Below are 16,732 nucleotides of genomic sequence, written 5' to 3'. Positions count from 1 at the left end.
GGCGGGCGGGCGCGGCGCGGCTGGCGTCGGCGGGCGCTGGCGGCTAGTACGCCTCGCCTACCGGCTCTTCGGGGGTGTGTTCGGTTGTGGCGGCGGCGCGGTTCCAGCGGGACCAGAGGACCCGTTCGCCGTAGCCGGCGGCCATCACGTGCGCGAAGGCCAGGTAGACGAGGACGCCGACGGCGAGCACCCCGAAGCCGACCCAGAACGGCAGCGACAGCGACTGCTCGGCGAGCTTGCCGGAGATGATCGGCGCCGGCGCGGCGGCGCCCCAGCGGACCAGGTTGAACGCGCCGGTGGCGAGCCTGCGGTCGCTGGAGCCGAGGCCGAGCGCCAGGTCGGTGAGGTTGGCGTTGGCGAGGCCCATGCAGAGCCCGGAGAGCACCAGCACGACGAGCGCCTCGGCGGTGCTGGTGGAGGTGGCGAAGAGGACCATGCAGACCAGCAGGCCTGCGATGGCCACGCCGACGGTCTGCACGGCGCCGATCCGGTGGGCCAGGCGGTGACCGATCACCAGGATGCCGGCGGCCAGGCCGAGCCCCCACCCGGTGAACGCCAGCCCGAGTGGGATGACGTCGAGGCCGAGGAAGAGGGGCGTGTAGCCGAGCACCACGAAGAACACGAAGTTGTACGCCGCGGTGACCGCGCAGAGCGCGATGAACGCCGGTCGGCGGTAGGTGGCGAAGATCTGGCCGACGCGTACCGGGGCCTGCCTGTTGGTGGGCTCGCGCAGCTTGCTGGCGGCCACACCGAGGGCGAGGACCATGAAGACGCCGCAGACGAAGAACGGCAGCCGCCAGCTGATCTCGCCGAGCAGGCCGCCGATGAGCGGGCCGACGGCGAAGCCGAGTCCGAGGGCTGTCTCGAAGAGGCCGACCACCCATTCCCGGTCCAGGGCGAGGTTGACGAGCACCACCATGGCGGTGGCGAAGAACATCGCGTTGCCCAGGCCCCAGACGCCGCGCAGCACCGACAGTTGGACGATGTTGTCGCTGAACGAGGCGAGGATCGCGGCCAGGCCGACCACGGAGACGCCTGTGACGAGCACCGGCTTGAAGCCGAACCGTCCGCTGGCGAGCGTCGCCGGGATCATGCCGAGGGCCATGACCGCGATGTACGCGGTGAACAGCAGCTCGACCTGCCAGGCGGTGACCCCGATCGCCTCGCCGATGGCCGGCAGGATCGGGTCGACGACGGCGATGCCGGCGATGGCGAGGAAGGCCACCAGTGTGGTGGCGTAGATGGCACTGCGGTTCGGTTCGGAACGCCGATCCACTCCGACTCCTCAATTAGCTGTATGTTACAGGTACTTATCCTGTATCATACAGCTATGAGTGATGACGACGACGAGACCACCCTCGGCCGGATCGAGACCGAGGTGGCCCTGCTGATGCGCTTCGGCGAGGCCACCCGGCGTGCCACCGGCACCGCCGAGCACCGGGTGCTCGACCGCGCGGCGTACGTCATCCTGCGCCACCTGGCCGACGCCGGCCCGCAGAACGTCTCCGCGCTCGCCGCCCGGCTCAACCTGGACGGCTCCACGGTGACCCGGCAGGTCTCCGCCCTGCAACGCGATGGCCTCATCGTCCGCGCCCCCGACCCGACGGACGGCCGCGGCACGGTCATCTCCCCCACCCCGGCCGGCCTGCAACGGATGGCGGCCGTGCAGGCCGCCCGCACCCGGCTCTACGGCGACATGCTGGCCGACTGGAACGCCGAGGACCGGGCCGCCCTGGCGACCCTCCTGGGCCGCCTCAACCAGGCCCTGATAAACCGCAACCGCCCCCGCTGAGCGTCAAGATCCGCGCAACTTCACCGATGTTGCTGCCTCCGGCACGGCTGAGGCAGCAACATCGGTGAAGTTGCCCCCACCCCACCTCAGCCTCGCCCGGCCCCTGCTTTCACCGCCACTGCCCGGCTGCCGTACCCATTCGCCGCCAAGATCGCGCAACATCCTGGATGTAGTGGCATCCCCGCCGCCCGACACCACTACAACAAGGATCGAGCACGATCTTGATGGGTGGTGACGCGCGACGGGCGCACACAACAGGCGACGGGCGAGTGCGACCCGCGACGGGCGACGGGCAACGCGCGACAGGCGACGGGCAAGTGCGAGGGCGACGGGCGACGGGCGACGCGCGACAGGCGACAGGCGACAGGCGACGGGCAAGTGCGAGGGGCGAGGGGCGACGCGCGACAGGCAACCCGTCGCGGGCGGCGGGCGCCGACGCGCAGCGGGACTGCCGAGCGCCCCCGGGCGCCGGCCTCGCGGCGGGCGCCCGGGGAAGGGGAACAGCAACAGGAGACGGTGTCAGGCGACCGGTTCGCGGGCCGACTCGGCGTCGCGGTCGGTGCCCGGGGTGACGCGGGGGTCGCCCTCGTCGGCGAAGTAGTCGTCCGGCTCGGTGCCGTCGACGCCCTCGTCGACCTTCGCGGCCCGCAGCGCCAGGGTGACAAGCGCCGCGACGGCCAGGTTCACCAACACCGCCACGATGCCGACGTAGATCGTCCCGGTGGTGTCGAAGCCGAACTCCGACAGCGGGAACGCCGACCCACCGAAGTGCTTCTTCGTCGGGCTGGCCACCTGGTAGAGCATCCACATGCCCAGTCCCATGCCGACCGCCCAGCCGGCGATCAGCCCGGTGCGGTGGAACCAGCGGGTGTAGAGGCCCAGCGCCACCGCCGGCAGCGTCTGAAGGATGATCACGCCGCCGATCAGCTGGAGGTCGATGGAGAACTGCGGGTCGAGGAAGACGATGCAGGCCACCGCGCCGACCTTCACCACCAGCGAGGTGATCTTCGAGACGTTTGCCTCCTGGGCCGGGGAGGCGTCCCGCTTCAGGTACTCCTTGTAGATGTTGCGGGTGAACAGGTTCGCCGCCGCGATCGACATGATCGCCGCCGGTACCAGCGCGCCGATGCCGATGGCCGCGTACGCCACACCGGCGAACCAGTTCGGGAACTGCTGGTCGAACAGCAGCGGGACGATCGTGTTGTTGTCCACCGAGCCGGCCGAGTTACCGGGCAGCGGCTTCACGCCGGCCGCGATGGCCATGTAGCCGAGCAGCGCGATCAGCCCGAGCAGCAGGCTGTACGCGGGCAGCGCCGACATGTTGCGCTTGATCACGTCGCGGTTCCTGCTGGCCAGCACACCCGTGATGCTGTGCGGGTAGAGGAAGAGCGCCAACGCCGAGCCGAGCGCCAGCGTCACGTACTGGAGCTGGTTGTTGCCGTTGAGCAGGATGCCGTCGTTCGGGTTGGGTGACGCGTCGAACTTCGCGTCCGCGGCGGCGAAGATGTCTCCCCAGCCGCCCAGCTTGTACGGCAGGTAGACGACCGCCACCAGGATGACGATGTAGATCAGGCTGTCCTTGACGAAGGCGATCAGCGCCGGGGCGCGCAGCCCCGACTGGTAGGTGTACGCGGCCAGGATCGCGAACGCAATGATGATCGGCAGGTGCCGGGCCAGCGCGTTGTCGCCGGTCACGCCCATCGTCTTGAGCACCGCCTCGATGCCTACCAGCTGCAACGCGATGTACGGCATGGTGGCGACGATGCCGGTGATCGCGATCAGCAGCGCCAGCACCGGCGAGTCGAACCGGTTGCGGACGAAGTCCGCGGGCGTCACGAACCCGTGCCGGTGCGACACCGACCAGAGCCGGACCAGCACCAGGAAGACCAGCGGGTAGATGACGATCGTGTACGGCACGGCGAAGAACCCGGCCGCGCCCGCGCCGAACATCAGCGCCGGCACCGCCACGAAGGTGTACGCCGTGTAGAGGTCACCGCCGACCAGGAACCAGGTGATCCAGCCGCCGAAGCTGCGCCCGCCCAGACCCCACTCGTCCAGGTGGGCCATGTCCTTCGGCGCCCGCCAGCGGGCGGCCACGAAGCCCATCACGCTGACCAGCAGGAACAGGAACGAGAAGACGATGATCTCGGTGAGATGGTCGCGCCACATCAGCGTCCTCCCCGCTTCTTGGTCATCTGGTACACAAGCGTCGTGGTGCCGACGCCGAGCAGGATGAACGCCAGTTGCAGCCAGTAGAAACGCGGGAAGCCGAACACCCGGGGCGAGTCGCCATTGAAGAAGACCGGGATCAGCGGCACCACGATGGGGATGAAGAGCAACCAGTTCCAGGGGCTGTGATCCTTAGCCCTGGTCGGCGCCGTGGTGGGCGCCTCCGGTTCCGGTGCAGCCATCTGACACACCTCCGGGGAGTCGAGGCTCTCGATGTAACGGCCGGAGGCTACGACTCTGTGATGGCGGTCACTGCTCCCGCCCGGAGGGTGCTGCGCCGAGCGGCCGGCCGGCTGCGCCGAACGGCGCGACCGACCGGCCGGGTGGAGGGGGAGGTGGGCGGGCTCAGCCGGCCGGGAGGTGGGCGGTGTCGTTGACCGTGCGTACCGCGACGCCACCGTCGGGCCACATGTCGACAAGTGAGATGCCTGCCGCGTCCAGGAAGAGCCGGTGCAGGAAGCCGTCGCCGGCCGCGAGGGCGTCGCGCAGCACCAGCTTGATCGGCGACACGTGCGAGACGACCACCACGGTCTCCCCGGGGTACGACGTGACGAGCCCGGCGATCACGCGGTGCGCGCGTTCGGCGACGTGGGTGAACGACTCACCCCCGGGCGGGGCGACCCGGGGAGAGGCGAGCCAGGCGTCCATCTCCCCCGCCCACCGTTCGCGTACCTCGGCGAAGGTGCGCCCCTCCCACTCACCGAAGTCGCACTCGATCAGGTCGTCCTCCGTCCGCACCGGCACGCCGCCGAGCGCTTCGGCGATCGCCGCGGCGGTGGCCGTACACCGGGACAGCGGTGAGCTGAGCACTGCCGCGACGGACGGGGCCAGCGCGGCCACCCGGGTGGCGGTGGCCGCGACCTGGGCCCGGCCGCGCTCGGAGAGCGGCACGTCGCCCCGGCCGGAGTACCGCCGCTGCTCGGTGTACTCGGTCTCGCCGTGCCGGACCAGGATCAGACGGGTGGCAGTGAAACTCGGACGCGGTTCCCAGGACGCCGGCGCGGTCGCCGGGTCGCTGCCGGTGGCCGGTGTCGCCGGAGGTTGACCAGTCGTCGGGGTCCGCGCGGGCCGACCGGCGGCGGCGTCCATGGCGGCGTTCGCGAGCGCGTCGGCGTGCCTGTTCTCCTCGCGGGGAATCCACGCGAACCGCACCGCCGTGAACCGGCCCACCAGCCCGGCCGCCTGGGCGGCGAGCGGACGCAGACCGGGGTGCTTGATCTGCCAGCGGCCGCACATCTGCTCGACCACCAGCTTGGAGTCCATCCGGACGTCCACCTCGGCGGCACCCAGCTCGGCGGCGGCCGTCAACCCGGCGATCAGGCCCTGGTACTCGGCGACGTTGTTCGTCGCCGTGCCGAGCGACTCGGAGCGCTCGGCCAGCACCTCGCCGGTCTCCGGGTCGCGCACCACCGCGCCGTAGCCGGCCGGCCCCGGATTGCCCCGGGACCCGCCGTCGGCCTCCACGACGACCACGCGCGGCGCCACGACCTACAGACCCGACTCGTTGGTACGGACCATGATCCGTCGGCAGTCCTCGCAGCGGACCACGTCGTCGGGGGCTGCCTTGCGGATCCGGGCCAGGTCGGCGCCGGACAGCTCCAACCGGCAGCCGCCGCAGCGGCCCGCGGTGAGCAGCGCGGCGCCCAGCCCGGTGTCCTCGCGGATCTTGTCGTAGAGGGCGACCAGGTCGGCCGGGAGGTCGGCGGCGAGCGGCTGACGGGCGCCCCGCTTGAACTCCTCCTCCTTAGCGATCTCGGCGAGCGTGTCGTCGCGACGCTGCTCGGTGGCGGCCCGCTTGTCCCGGGTGTCGGCCAGTCGCTGCTCCACGCCGTCCAGTACGCCCTGGGCGGTTTCCCGCTGCTCCATCAGCTCCAGCTCGGCGTCCTCCAGGTCACCCTGGCGCCGGTTCAGCGAGACCAGCTCGTGCTGGAGCGCCTCCAGCTCCCGGGCCGGGCCGGTGCCGGCCGCCAGTCGGTTCTGGTCCTTCTCCTTGCGGGCACGGACCTGCTCGACGTCCTTCTCCAACCGGGCGATGTCCCGGTCCAGGTCGTCGACCGCCACCTGGGCGCGGACCCGGTCGTCCTCCAGCGACGACAACTCCCGGGCCAGCGCCTCCAGCTCGGCCCGCTCCGGCAGCGAACGCCGGCGGTGGGCGAGCTGGGCGAGATTGGTGTCGATCGCCTGGAGGTCGAGCAGGCGGCGCTGCACCTGGGGGTCAGCCTTCACGGTCGGGCTCCTTGTCGTCCACAACGGGTGCGGCGGCGTGCACGGTCCACGGGTCGGTGTCCAGGTCGGACACCAGCGTCTCGACGTCCAGCGCTTCCCGCAGGAGAGCGGCCAGGTCGTCCAGCCACGGTCGTTCGGTCGCCCAGTGGGCGGCGTCGATCAGGGCGGGACCATCGGCGGCGAGGTGCTCGCCGGCCGGATGGTGCCGCAGGTCGGCGGTGAGGAACGCGTCCACCCCGGCGGCGGTCGCGGCGCCGAGGAAGCTGTCCCCCGACCCGCCGCTGACGGCGAGGGTACGAACCATACGCCCGGGATCCCCCGCGGCGCGAACTCCCCAGGACGTGACGGGGAGCACGGCGGCGGCGTACCGGGTCAGCTCGGCGAGGGTCATCGGGCGGGGCAGCTCACCGATCCGGCCGACGCCCCGGTCGTCGCCTGTCGCGGGCGAGCCGGGCGCCGGCCGTTGCAGCGGGCGGAGCCCGGTCAGGCCGAACCGGGCGGCGAGGGCGTCGGAGACACCCGGGGAGGCCACGTCGGCGTTGGTGTGCGCCACGTGCAGCGCCACCCCGGCACGGATCAGCTGGTGGACGATGCGCCCCTTGAACGTCGTCGGCGCCACCGAGGAGACCCCGCGCAGCAGCAGCGGGTGGTGCGCGACGATCATGTCGGCGCCGGCGGCCAGGGCCTCGGCTACCGTCTCGGGCACCACGTCGACCACGCAGAGCACCAGGCGCACCGGGGCGGCCGGCTCGCCGAGCACCAGGCCCACGCGGTCCCAGTCCTCCGCCCAGGCCGGCGGGTAGCGCCGTTCCAGCTCGGCCACCACGTCGGCCACCGTGGGGGTGGTTCCGATTGTGCTCACGGCGGGCCAGCTTACCGGCGTACGGGCCACCGGGCGGCGACGCCCGGCCCGGCCGCGCCGGGTGGGGCACGCCGCCGGGTGGTCAGGCGACGCGGCAGGAGACGCCGCGCAGCGCGGTCAACGGCAACTGCCACGGGAACGCGTGCAGGTGCTGCTCGCCCGTCCCCGGCGGGTGCAGGGCGACGACGTGGTCACCGAAGAGCACCGTGACACCCCAGTCGGCCAGCCGGGCCACGCCGGCCCGGAACGCCGGATGGGCGGCCATCGCCGCGTTGGTGTACGGCACCGCGATGATGGGGATGCCCTTGCCCTGCGCCTCGACAAGCAACCCGAGGGCGAGTGTGTCGGCGATCCCGGCCACCCACTTGTTGACAGTGTTGACGGTGGCCGGGCAGACGATCATGGCATCGGCCGGTGGCAGGACGTCCGGGTCTCCGGGATTCTTGTAGTGCGTCCGCACCGGGTGGCCGGTCTGTCGGACCAGGGCGGCCTGGTCGACGAACTTGGCCCCGTCCGGTGTGACGACCACACAGACGTCCCAGCCGTCCTGCTGGGCCAGGTCGACCAGGTGCCCCACCCTGCTGGCCAGCGGTGAACCGCAGGCGATGACATAGAGCACCTCGCGGTGCCCGCTGGTGTGCGGTGAACCGGCCATCAGACCGGCTCCGCGCTCATACCCCTACTCCCATGTGCTCAGCCAACTCCGCAATCGGAGAAGGCGGCGCACCACGTGTGCGACGAAGGATGTCCGACATCACCTCGTGCGCGATGGGCCGGCAGCGGATCTCCGACGCGGCGAGCCGGTCACCGCGCAGCAGCGCCTCGCCCGCGTTCGCCACGTCGCCGATCTGGGCGTACCCGCGGGCGATGTCGAGCAGGTGGTGCGCGCGGCGTTCGGGGAGCAACGCGTTGAAGGCGGGCTCCGGGATGCGCAGCTGGTGCACCTCCACCGCCCGACCCCCGTCGCCCAGTTCCACGGCGGCGGCGGCCCGGTGCAGTTCCACGTTCGTCGGGCCGAACGAGGTCCAGTAGTGGTTGTGGTCGCCGCCGAGCCGGGCGGCAGCCTCCGCGGCACCGTTGATCAGGTCGTCGACGCTCGCCGAGTCACCGATGCGCGAGGCCGCCATCGCGCCCTGGAGAAGCAGCATCCCGTAGACGGAGAGCTGGGCCGGGGACACCATGGCGCTGCCGGTGGGCGCCAGCCGGTTGGCGATCTGGACGTTCAGCTCCAGCGCCGGCCGGGCCCGGCCCATCGCGACGAGCGCGTTGCAGACCCGGGTGGTGGCGATGCCGGCCAGCAGCGGGTCGTCGGCCCGCTGGGCAACGGCCATCGACCTGTCGGCGGCCAGCCAGGCCAGCTCGCACTCGCCGAGCTTGCGCAGCACCGACGACGCGATCTGGTAGACCTGCCCGAGCAGGTGGGCCGCCTCCGCCGCGTGTTCACCGCCGTACGCGGCGTCGGCCGCCTGGGCGTCGCGCAGCAGCTTCGGCAGCGCCCGGGTGAGCATCCCGTAGCGGCCGTACTGGTAGGTGAGCCAGGCGTGGTTGACGGCCTTGCGCATGTCGTCGAGCGGCGGCGGGTACGGCGCCGCGTCGAAGTACGCGCTCATCGAGTCGTAGCGTTCCAACGCCGCCCGGATCTCCTGCACCTCGACCTGGTCGATGCAGTTCAGCGCGTCGGCCCGGCGCTCCGGATCCTTGCCCAGGAGCAGTTGGACGTCCATCTGGAGGATGTCGGCGATCTCGTAGAGGACGGAGAACTTGTCCAGCCGGCGGACGCCCCGCTCGACCTTGTCCACCCAACTCTTCGACTTGCCCAGCCGGTCGGCGAAGACCTGCTGCGACATCTTGCGCCGACCCCGCCAGTAGGCCACTCGCCGCCCTATGGGTAGCTCGTCCATCTCCCCATCCCTCCCCTGCCGCCACCGACCCAGGGGGCCGGGACGATGTCCGCGGGTGCGGCGATCCGTCGTGCGTCTTCAGGTTTTCGCTGGTCGCACAGAGTGTGCGTCAGCCGTACAGCCAGTCCTCGTACTTTTCGTGCAAGTTGCATGAGCCGTTCGTCAACCTCAACGATCGTGGGTTACGGCAGTGACGGTGCTCGAACTGCGACCTGGCGTCCGCCGGGCCCGACGAGGGGAGATGGCACACATGTGGGGGAACGTCGGACCGCGCGTCGCCGAACTGTCGCCGTTGGAACGCGTACGGCTGCGCCGGGTCGCCATCCGGTACGCCGTACACGGGTGGGAGGTCACGCCCGGCGCCTGTCTGGCCCGCAGCCGCTTCGTCTGCGGCCGGGCCGGCTGTCCCACGGTGGGTTGCCACCCCGCCCTGGAGAACTGGGAGCTGGCCGCCAGCGCCGACCCGGCCCGGGTGGCGACCTGGTGGCGTAACCGCCCGCACGGCGTACTGCTGCCCACCGGTCGCGCCTTCGACGTGCTGGAGGTGCCCGCCAACCTCGGCCGGCACGTGCTCGACGCGGTGCAGATCCACCCGGCCGGCACCGGCGTCCGCGGTCCGGTGCTTGTCACCCCCACCGGGCGGTGGATGTTCCTGGTCCGCCCCGGCGACCCGCTGCGCCCGGAGCTGGAGCACTGCTTCCACGTGGTCCGGCACGGGCCGGGCTCGTGGATTCCTGCGCCGCCCACCCGGCTGCCGGAGGGGACGGTCCGCTGGGCGGTCGCCCCGGAGCAGGCCCGCTGGCAGCTTCCCGACTCGTACCTCGTGCAGAACACGCTCATCGAGGCGTTGCGGGCCAGCGGCGTGACGCTCGCACCCGACCTGTTCCCCGGTCACCTGCCGCTGCCCCGGCGCGGCATGTGACACCGGCCGAGCCACCGATCCATCAGGTGGCCGACAGCGTCGCCGGGGCGCCGGTCCTCGTTGACAGGGGGACGGCGCGAACGAGCGCCACGAACGGGGGAATGATGTCCACCAACGACAGAGCGTCGCATCCCGGCGGGACGGAACCGCCCCGGCGCGGCAACCCGCGCCACCGCTGGGCCGGCACCCGTCCTTCCGGCTCGCGGCCGGGCCGTCCGCGCCCCACCGGCTCCCGACCCGCTGGCACCCACCGCCCGCTGCGCTAGTCGGTCACGGGCAGGCCGGCGGAGTGGTACTGCCGGGCGTCGTCGGTGATGACGGCATGGGTGTGGTCGTCGAGGCGGTCCAGCCAACCGATACCGGTGACCCCCATGGCCAGGGCGGCGGTCGCGTACGCGTCGGCGACTCCCAGGTCGGTGCCGACAACCGTCACCGATCGCAGCCCACCGGCCGGTGCGCCCCGGCGCGGGTCCAGCACGTGCCGTCCCCGCTCGTAGACGCCGGACGTGGCCACGGCCAGGTCGGTGCCGCTGAGCACCAGGCAGGCCGCCATCGCGTCCCACGGGTGCCGGACGCCGATCCGCCACGGCTCCCCGGACGGGGACAGGCCCCGCACCCGCACGTCGCCGCCGGCGTTCACGCAGTGGTTGCCCGCCCCGGCGGCGAGCAGCCGGTCGGAGGCGACCTGCGCCGCCCAGCCCTTCACGAAGCCGGACGGGTCGAGCCGTCCGGTGGCGTACGCGTCGAAGAACCCGTCGGTGTCGCCCCACAGGTCGGCGCACGCCTCCAGCACGAACCGCAGGTCCGCCGACGCCTCGGAGAGCAGCACCTCACCCCTGTCGAACCGGCACACCTCGCTGTCCGACCGGTACGTGCTGAACCGGGCGTCCACCTCGCGCATCCAGGCGAAGACGTCGTCGGCCAACTCGCGCAGACACTCCGGGGGAAGGTCGTCGGCGAGGTCGAGGGTGATCGTCGTACCCATGATCTGCTCGACCCGGCACAGACCCGGTCGGGTCAGCGCGGCCCGCACGTCAGAACGCCTGCTCGATCGCGGCCCGCAGCGACTTCTTGTAGGCGTCGCTGGTCGAGGTGGCACCGGAGACGGTGTTGAGGTTGGCGCTCTGCTTCTTGACCACCTCGCCACCGCTGCCGTCGTAACTGCTCCGGACGTCGGCGCTGTGGATGTCCGACTCGTCCCCGCTGGGCAGGGACAGCGCGACAGCATCCACGATGCGGGTACCGGAGATGACGATCTGGACCTGGACGGCCCCGTACCTTCCGGACGTGTCGACAGGTGGCCCGGTGACCCGGCGGGTGGTCGACTGCGGCGCCTTGGTGGTGGTCTTCGGCGCGGAGGGTGCCTTCGTGGTCGTCTTCGTGCCCGACGGGCGGGCGGTGCTCTTGCTGGGTTTCGGCGACGTGGGCGCCTCGGGGGCCACCGACGGTGTCGCCGCCCCGTCCGCCTGGTCGGCGGCGGGCGCGACGCCCTGGTCGGCGCCCTGCGGGGTGGGGTTGACCGGTTGGGCGGTCGGCAGGTTCTGGGCGACCTGGCTGGTGCCGGGCGAGCCCTTGAACACCACCAGGGCGGTGGTGCTGGCGGCCAGGCCGGTGATCGCGAGGAGCGCGCGACGCATGGGATGCCCTTCCTACAGCTCGAACGTGGCCAGGTGGATCTGTCGGCGAGGCACTCCGGCCCGGCGCAGCGCGCGCACCGACTGCTCGACCAGCCCGGGCGGCCCGCACAGGTAGACGTCGCGCCGGGCCACGTCGGGCACGAGCTGACGCAGCCCGTCCGGGCTCATGAGCTGGCGGGGGCCGGGATCGTCGCGGGAGCCGATGACGTACCAGAGCGAGGTGTCGCGTTCCTGGGCCAACCAGTCCAGTTCGCGGCTGAGCAGCACGTCGGCGGGTGTGCGGGCCCGGTAGATGAGCGCGGCGCCCGGCGGCAACTCCTCGAGCATCGCCCGGATCGGCGTGATGCCGCTGCCGCCGGCGATCAGCAGCGCCCGCTCCCGGGTGCGGTGCGCGGCCGTGAAGGTGCCGGACGGGCCGGACGCCCAGACCCGGGTGCCCGGTTCCAGGTCGCGCAGGTCCCCGGTGTGCGTGCCTACCACCTTGACGGTGAGTCGCAGCCAGCGGCCGTTCGCGGCGGCGGAGACGGAGAACGGGTGCGACTGCCACCAGCAGCCCCGGGTGAGGAACCGCCAGCGGAAGTACTGACCGCCGAGCATCGCCAGCCGACCCAGCCGCTCGCCGGTCAGGTAGATGGAGATGGTGTCCGGGCTCTCCGCCACTACGTCGGCGACCCGCAGCTTGTAGCGCAAGTTGAACGCCAGCGGCGCGATCAGCCGGCCCCAGAGCAGGGCGGCGACCACCAGCAGGTAGAGGGCGATCCAGCCGGTGCGTACCGGGCCGGGCCGGTAGAGCTGCGCGCCGTGGGTGAACTGGTGCCCGTACCCGAGCAGCAGCACCAGATAACTGGACCGGTGCAGCAGGTGCCACGCCTCGTACGGCAGCGCCCGCCGGATGGCCCGGACGCTGCTGAACCCGACAGCCATCATGATGGCGGCGGCGACGAACGCGGACAGCATGTCCTCGTACTCGCCGAGCAGCAGGCCCACCTCGGCGAGGATCGAGTGGTTCCGCAGGTCGGCGTAGCCGACGAGGATCAGCGACATGTGCGCCAGCACGGCGACCAGCAGGGTGGCGCCGATGTCGCGGTGCCAGCGGGCGATCTGCTCGCCGCCGATCCACCGTTCCAGCACCGGCAGCCGACTCATCATCAACACGTGCACGAGCAGCAGGTAGCCGGCGACCAGACCAGTGATCCGGCCCGCCGCGGTGAGGGTGGCCGCGGTGCTGCGCAGCGACCCGGCGGGCGTGCCCAGCCACCACGGCAGCACGCTGGCGAGCAGGCCGACCACGAGCAGCGCGGCCAGCAGCCGCCGGCCGCCGGGTCCGCGCCGGGCCGGGATCTGCGGGGGTACGGGTGCAGCCGACCGGCCGCCGTGCCGGGACGAGGTCCCGGTGCGGCGGCCGGCGGCGTGGGTGTGCGGGTACGTCACGCGTACAGCTTCATCGGGGCGTACTTCATGCGGGGGAACACCTTCTGCACCTCCGCGTTGGTGAGCCCGAACCGGCCCTGTGCCAGGGAGCCGTACACGTTGAACATGTTGTTGTATTCCGGCACGTCGCCGGAGTCCAGCTTGTCCAGACCGTTCCAGGTGCCCAGCAGCGAGCCGGCCAGCTTCTTGCCGGACAGGACGGTGATCACGCCGCCGTGGCCGTGGTCGGTGCCGCCGCCGTTGGAGCCGACCCGCCGGCCGAACTCGCTGGACACCATGACCGTCACGTCGGCGGCCTGCGGGCCGAGGTCGGTGAAGAACGCGGCCATCGCCTTGGCCAGCTCGTTCAGCCGGCGGTGCAGCTGGCCGCCCTCACGGGTGCCCTGGTTCTCGTGGGTGTCGTAGCCACCCATGCCGACGGTCGCGACCCGGACGTTGGCGCCGCCCTTGATCAGTTGGGCGAGCTGCTGGAACGCCCGGCCGACGCCCTCGTACGTGACGCCCTCGACCGGCTGGTACGGCTTGGCGGCGAGCTTCTGCGCGGTGGCCAGGGCGCCCATGCCCTCCTGCACGGCCTCCTCGACGGGGTGGTTGATCCCGGTGAAGAGCCCCTTGATGGCCTTCTCGGTGGCGGCCCGGAACCGGTCGTCACCGTTGAGCCGCAGCGAGCCGACGTTGTTCAGCGAGATCGCGCCGTTGTTGCCGACGAGCGAGCGCGGCAGCGTGCTGCCGATGCCGACGCTGCGGAACGCGGTGCCCTTGCCGAGGTTGTCGACGAGGCCGTCGAGCCAGCCCCGGCCGCCCGTCTCGTTGGGCAGACCACCCAGGTTGCAGGCGTCCGCCGCCTGGAAGTGGCTGCGCGACAGCCGCTCGTCGGAGACGGCCGGGATGAAGCCCAGCTGGCCGGCCTTGAGCCACTGCTCCAGCGGCTTGAAGGCACTGGTCAGCTTGAAGCCCCGGCTCAGGGCCAGCGAGTCACTGCCGAGCAGCAGGTCGGGGCGGGCCTTGGCGAGCACCGGGTCGTTGTCCGGAGCCACCAGGCTCAGCCCGTCCAGCCCGCCGTAGAGGAAGACGTGGATCAGCGTGCCGGTCTTGGTCGCCGCGAACGACGCCGAGGTGGTGACGAACTGGGCGGTGGCCAGGGCGGTGGCGGTGGCGGCGGCACCGGCGACGAAGGTCCGCCGGGTCACGCCGCGACCGTCCTGCTGGGCCTCCTCCAGGTCCTCCAGGGTGCGGTACCTGTCGGCCTCGGCGGCGTTCTCGGCGGCGACGATGTCCGCCTCGGCACGCAGCAGCGCCTCGGTCGGGTTGTCGGCCAACCGCCGCAGGTCCGGGCATTCGGGGTGCAGGGGGAAAGAGTTGTACACAGTCTTCTCCATCGGGTGCCTCACCGGAGGTGGTGCTGGGGGGAAGCGAGGATCGCCCGCGCGACGGCGGTGATGGCCCCGTTGAACGTGGCGTCGACCTTGGCGGTCGCCGCCACACCGGCCACGCCGAGGATCAGGTTCTTCTCCCTGGTGCTCAGCTTCTGGCCCACCAGGCGCAGGGACAGCGCGTCCACGTACGCGCCGGCCGTCGCCGGCGGCTTGGCGATCAACTTCTCCGGCGCCGTGTACGTGAACACGGTGCGGTAGCCGGCGAGCAGCTCACCTGCCTCGTTCCAGCCGTTGAGCATGGTGCCGGCCGACGTCCACGCGACGTAGACGTCCGGGTAGCCGTCCGGGGTGGGCTGGCCCATCGGGAAGTGGCCCAGCTCGCGCATCTTGTCGTGGATCTGCCGCAGGCCCCTGGCGAACGGGGTGCGCTTGTTGTCGCCGTTGTTGTGCTTCGGCGACGCCTCCGGCGAGACGCCCAGGGTGCGGTACGTGGCGACCAGGTACTCCATCGGCCGGCGCACCTTCTGACCCACGGCCGCCCAGAACTCCGAGGAGCTGAACAGCGTCATCAGCACCGGCTTGATCATGCCGTTGTTGGTGGTGTACGTCTTGGCGAGCCGGTCCACAAGGGACTTCGGCGGGGTGTCCGAGACGAACCGGGTGGCCAGGCTCTGCGCCACGTACTTCGCGGTCGACGGGTGCAGCGCGATGTAGGTGATGTACGCGTCGATGGCCGCTTCGGCCTTCTTCGGGTCCGACGAGTTGTTGGCGTGGGTGAAGCCGAGGATCTTCACCTTGCCGACGTAGTGCTGCTCGGGCCGGAAGACGTACTTGCCGTCCTGGACGCCACGGCCGGTCTGGAGCATGGCGGCCTGCCGGACGTCCGGCTCCTTGTAGCCGCCGTCGACGCCCACCGAGTACAGCTCCAGGTTCTCCCGGGCGAGGTTCTCGTTGATGGCGTCCTTGCGGGAGTCCTTCTGGTTCAGGTAGATCAGCAGCGCCGGGTGCCTGTTCGCGGCGACGAGCATCTCCGGGTAGCTGCCCAGGGCGTGCTTACGCACCACGTCCTTGTCGAAGGAGTTCCGGTACACCTCACCGCCGTCGAAGTCGGCTGCGACGTGCAGGAAGTCGTTCCAGAAGTCGACCATCACCTCGAACAGCTGGCGCTTGGACCAGATCTGCCGGGCGATTGTCGCGTCGACCATCTCCCGCTCCGGCTGGGCGCCCTGGTCGTTGAGCTGGTCCCGCTGGGTGCGCAACTGCTGCACGTCGAGCTTCTGGGTGGGCAGCTCGGCGAGCTTCAGCTCGGCCTTGCTCGGTTCGAGCTTGTCCGGCTCCATCTGGGAGCGGATCCAACCGTCGATGCCGAGCTTCTTGATGTCGGAGACCACGGCGGGCGTGGCGCCGAAGGTGGCCCGCCGGGCCAGGTGCAGGATCGGGTCCTTCGCCAGCACCGTCTTGACCGTCACCTTGGTCTCCGCCGCCGCGGCGGCGGGGCCGGAGAAGGCACGGCCACCGGTGGGCGCGTTCTTCTTCAGCGCCTCACCGGCGCGCGAGCCCATGTAGCTCTCGTTCTGCTCGGTGTAGGTGCGCACCGTGCTGGGCTGCTGGCCGCTGGGCCGCGCCGCGGTGCCGTCGGTGACAGTGCTGCCGGTCGCGTCGCCGGCCGCGTCGTCGCCGAAGAGGCTGCGGATCTGCGGGGTCATGGCGAGCGCCGCGCCACCGGCCACGACGGCGGCGGTACCGCCGAGCGCGACAATGGCCTTGCGCCGGCCGACCTTGCGACCCGGCTCGTCGTCATCGTCCAGGGTGGGCAGTCCGGCGCCCGCGGTACGGGCGGGGGCCGGGCGTCCGAGGCCCTCCGGGCCGACCCACTGCGGCCCACGCGGGGCGGGAGTGGGCTGCGCGTAGCCGTCGGCGTACTGCTCGCGCGGGTCACCCTGCGCCGGGTATCCGCCCTGGTAGGGGTGGGGCGAGTCGTACCCGTACGGCGCGGACGAGGTGTGCTCGGCGTACCCGTCCGCGGTGTGGTGCTGGCGTCCGTCCCAACCGCGGTCGTCCCGCGGTCGACGTGGTGGCACATTCTGGTCGGCCATGTACCAATCCCGATTTCTGATGAGCGCCGGAAGCTGCGACCGGGCAGGTGCGGCAGGTGCGGCGACTGTTGCCTGAGGGGGGTTGCTACGGCAAGGTAACCAAGGCCCCAGGTGCCTTCAAGGCAGCCCGAACGCGCTCGTGGGGGCACTTAAGACAGCCCTCACCACGATGGCCGCCGCGCACGGCCGGCCGGGGTGGACCGCGCACCTTCTCAGCAGGGCGTACGCGCGGCAGCCGGGCACGGATCGGACCGTGGGGG

15 protein-coding genes are annotated in these 16,732 nt (G+C 71.6%); 2 read left to right on the top strand and 13 right to left on the bottom strand.

What is annotated here, in order from left to right; translation table 11 throughout:
- Positions 1-43 precede the first annotated feature (43 nt).
- Positions 44-1,276, bottom strand: a complete 1,233-nt coding sequence (locus tag ACZ6N8_RS08990) for an MFS transporter (protein WP_466008707.1) — start codon at positions 1,274-1,276, stop codon at positions 44-46.
- A gap of 54 nt (positions 1,277-1,330) precedes the next feature.
- Here ACZ6N8_RS08990 and ACZ6N8_RS08985 point away from each other — a divergent pair, with 54 nt between their 5' ends.
- Positions 1,331-1,792: a MarR family winged helix-turn-helix transcriptional regulator gene (locus tag ACZ6N8_RS08985; RefSeq protein ID WP_466008705.1), complete on the top strand. Its 462-nt coding sequence runs from the start codon at positions 1,331-1,333 to the stop codon at positions 1,790-1,792.
- Between the two features lie 519 nt (positions 1,793-2,311).
- Here ACZ6N8_RS08985 and mctP read toward each other — a convergent pair.
- The 7 genes from mctP to ACZ6N8_RS08950 all read right to left on the bottom strand — a co-directional run bounded on the left by mctP (position 2,312) and on the right by ACZ6N8_RS08950 (position 9,010).
- The gene (mctP, locus tag ACZ6N8_RS08980) at positions 2,312-3,961 is read right to left on the bottom strand and encodes a monocarboxylate uptake permease MctP (RefSeq protein WP_466008703.1); all 1,650 of its coding nucleotides are present in this window, start codon (positions 3,959-3,961) and stop codon (positions 2,312-2,314) included.
- Entirely contained in the window at positions 3,961-4,203 is a 243-nt protein-coding gene (locus tag ACZ6N8_RS08975) for a DUF3311 domain-containing protein (protein ID WP_357809713.1), read from the bottom strand. The genes mctP and ACZ6N8_RS08975 overlap by 1 nt, the downstream gene beginning before the upstream one ends.
- Before the next feature lie 163 nt (positions 4,204-4,366).
- A complete protein-coding gene (locus ACZ6N8_RS08970; RefSeq protein WP_466008701.1) occupies positions 4,367-5,506 on the bottom strand; it encodes a bifunctional RNase H/acid phosphatase in 1,140 nt (379 codons plus the stop codon).
- A 3-nt stretch (positions 5,507-5,509) separates the two neighbouring features.
- Positions 5,510-6,247 carry a zinc ribbon domain-containing protein gene (locus tag ACZ6N8_RS08965; protein ID WP_466008699.1) on the bottom strand — a complete coding sequence of 246 codons (738 nt, stop codon included), beginning with the start codon at positions 6,245-6,247 and terminating at the stop codon, positions 5,510-5,512.
- Positions 6,237-7,109 carry a Nif3-like dinuclear metal center hexameric protein gene (locus tag ACZ6N8_RS08960; protein WP_466008698.1) on the bottom strand — a complete coding sequence of 291 codons (873 nt, stop codon included), beginning with the start codon at positions 7,107-7,109 and terminating at the stop codon, positions 6,237-6,239. The genes ACZ6N8_RS08965 and ACZ6N8_RS08960 overlap by 11 nt, the downstream gene beginning before the upstream one ends.
- Positions 7,110-7,191: 82 nt before the next feature.
- A complete protein-coding gene (locus tag ACZ6N8_RS08955) occupies positions 7,192-7,764 on the bottom strand; it encodes a flavoprotein (protein ID WP_466008696.1) in 573 nt (190 codons plus the stop codon).
- Between the two features lie 16 nt (positions 7,765-7,780).
- Positions 7,781-9,010: a helix-turn-helix domain-containing protein gene (locus ACZ6N8_RS08950; protein ID WP_364362455.1), complete on the bottom strand. Its 1,230-nt coding sequence runs from the start codon at positions 9,008-9,010 to the stop codon at positions 7,781-7,783.
- A 250-nt stretch (positions 9,011-9,260) separates the two neighbouring features.
- Between ACZ6N8_RS08950 and ACZ6N8_RS08945 the strand changes: the two genes are divergently transcribed.
- Complete coding sequence (locus ACZ6N8_RS08945; protein ID WP_357991213.1) at positions 9,261-9,932, top strand: bifunctional DNA primase/polymerase; 672 nt, start codon at positions 9,261-9,263, stop codon at positions 9,930-9,932.
- 262 nt (positions 9,933-10,194) lie between these two features.
- Here ACZ6N8_RS08945 and ACZ6N8_RS08940 read toward each other — a convergent pair whose 3' ends face one another.
- From ACZ6N8_RS08940 to ACZ6N8_RS08920, 5 genes are read right to left on the bottom strand one after another with little or no spacing between them, the layout of a single operon-like run.
- The gene (locus ACZ6N8_RS08940; protein ID WP_466009160.1) at positions 10,195-10,917 is read right to left on the bottom strand and encodes an FAD:protein FMN transferase; all 723 of its coding nucleotides are present in this window, start codon (positions 10,915-10,917) and stop codon (positions 10,195-10,197) included.
- A gap of 49 nt (positions 10,918-10,966) precedes the next feature.
- A complete protein-coding gene (locus ACZ6N8_RS08935) occupies positions 10,967-11,569 on the bottom strand; it encodes an FMN-binding protein (protein ID WP_466008695.1) in 603 nt (200 codons plus the stop codon).
- Positions 11,570-11,581: 12 nt separating this feature from the next.
- Complete coding sequence (locus tag ACZ6N8_RS08930; RefSeq protein WP_466008694.1) at positions 11,582-13,000, bottom strand: ferredoxin reductase family protein; 1,419 nt, start codon at positions 12,998-13,000, stop codon at positions 11,582-11,584.
- Positions 12,997-14,379 (bottom strand): DUF1501 domain-containing protein, encoded by a 1,383-nt coding sequence (locus tag ACZ6N8_RS08925; protein WP_466008693.1) that lies wholly within the window; start codon positions 14,377-14,379, stop codon positions 12,997-12,999. Before ACZ6N8_RS08925 ends, ACZ6N8_RS08930 begins: the two co-directional genes overlap by 4 nt.
- A gap of 8 nt (positions 14,380-14,387) precedes the next feature.
- Complete coding sequence (locus ACZ6N8_RS08920) at positions 14,388-16,472, bottom strand: DUF1800 domain-containing protein (protein WP_466008692.1); 2,085 nt, start codon at positions 16,470-16,472, stop codon at positions 14,388-14,390.
- Positions 16,473-16,732: the final 260 nt, after the last annotated feature.

This window comes from Micromonospora sp. NPDC047521 (genome assembly GCF_055587305.1).
This window is presented reverse-complemented; position numbering and strand designations above follow the sequence as displayed.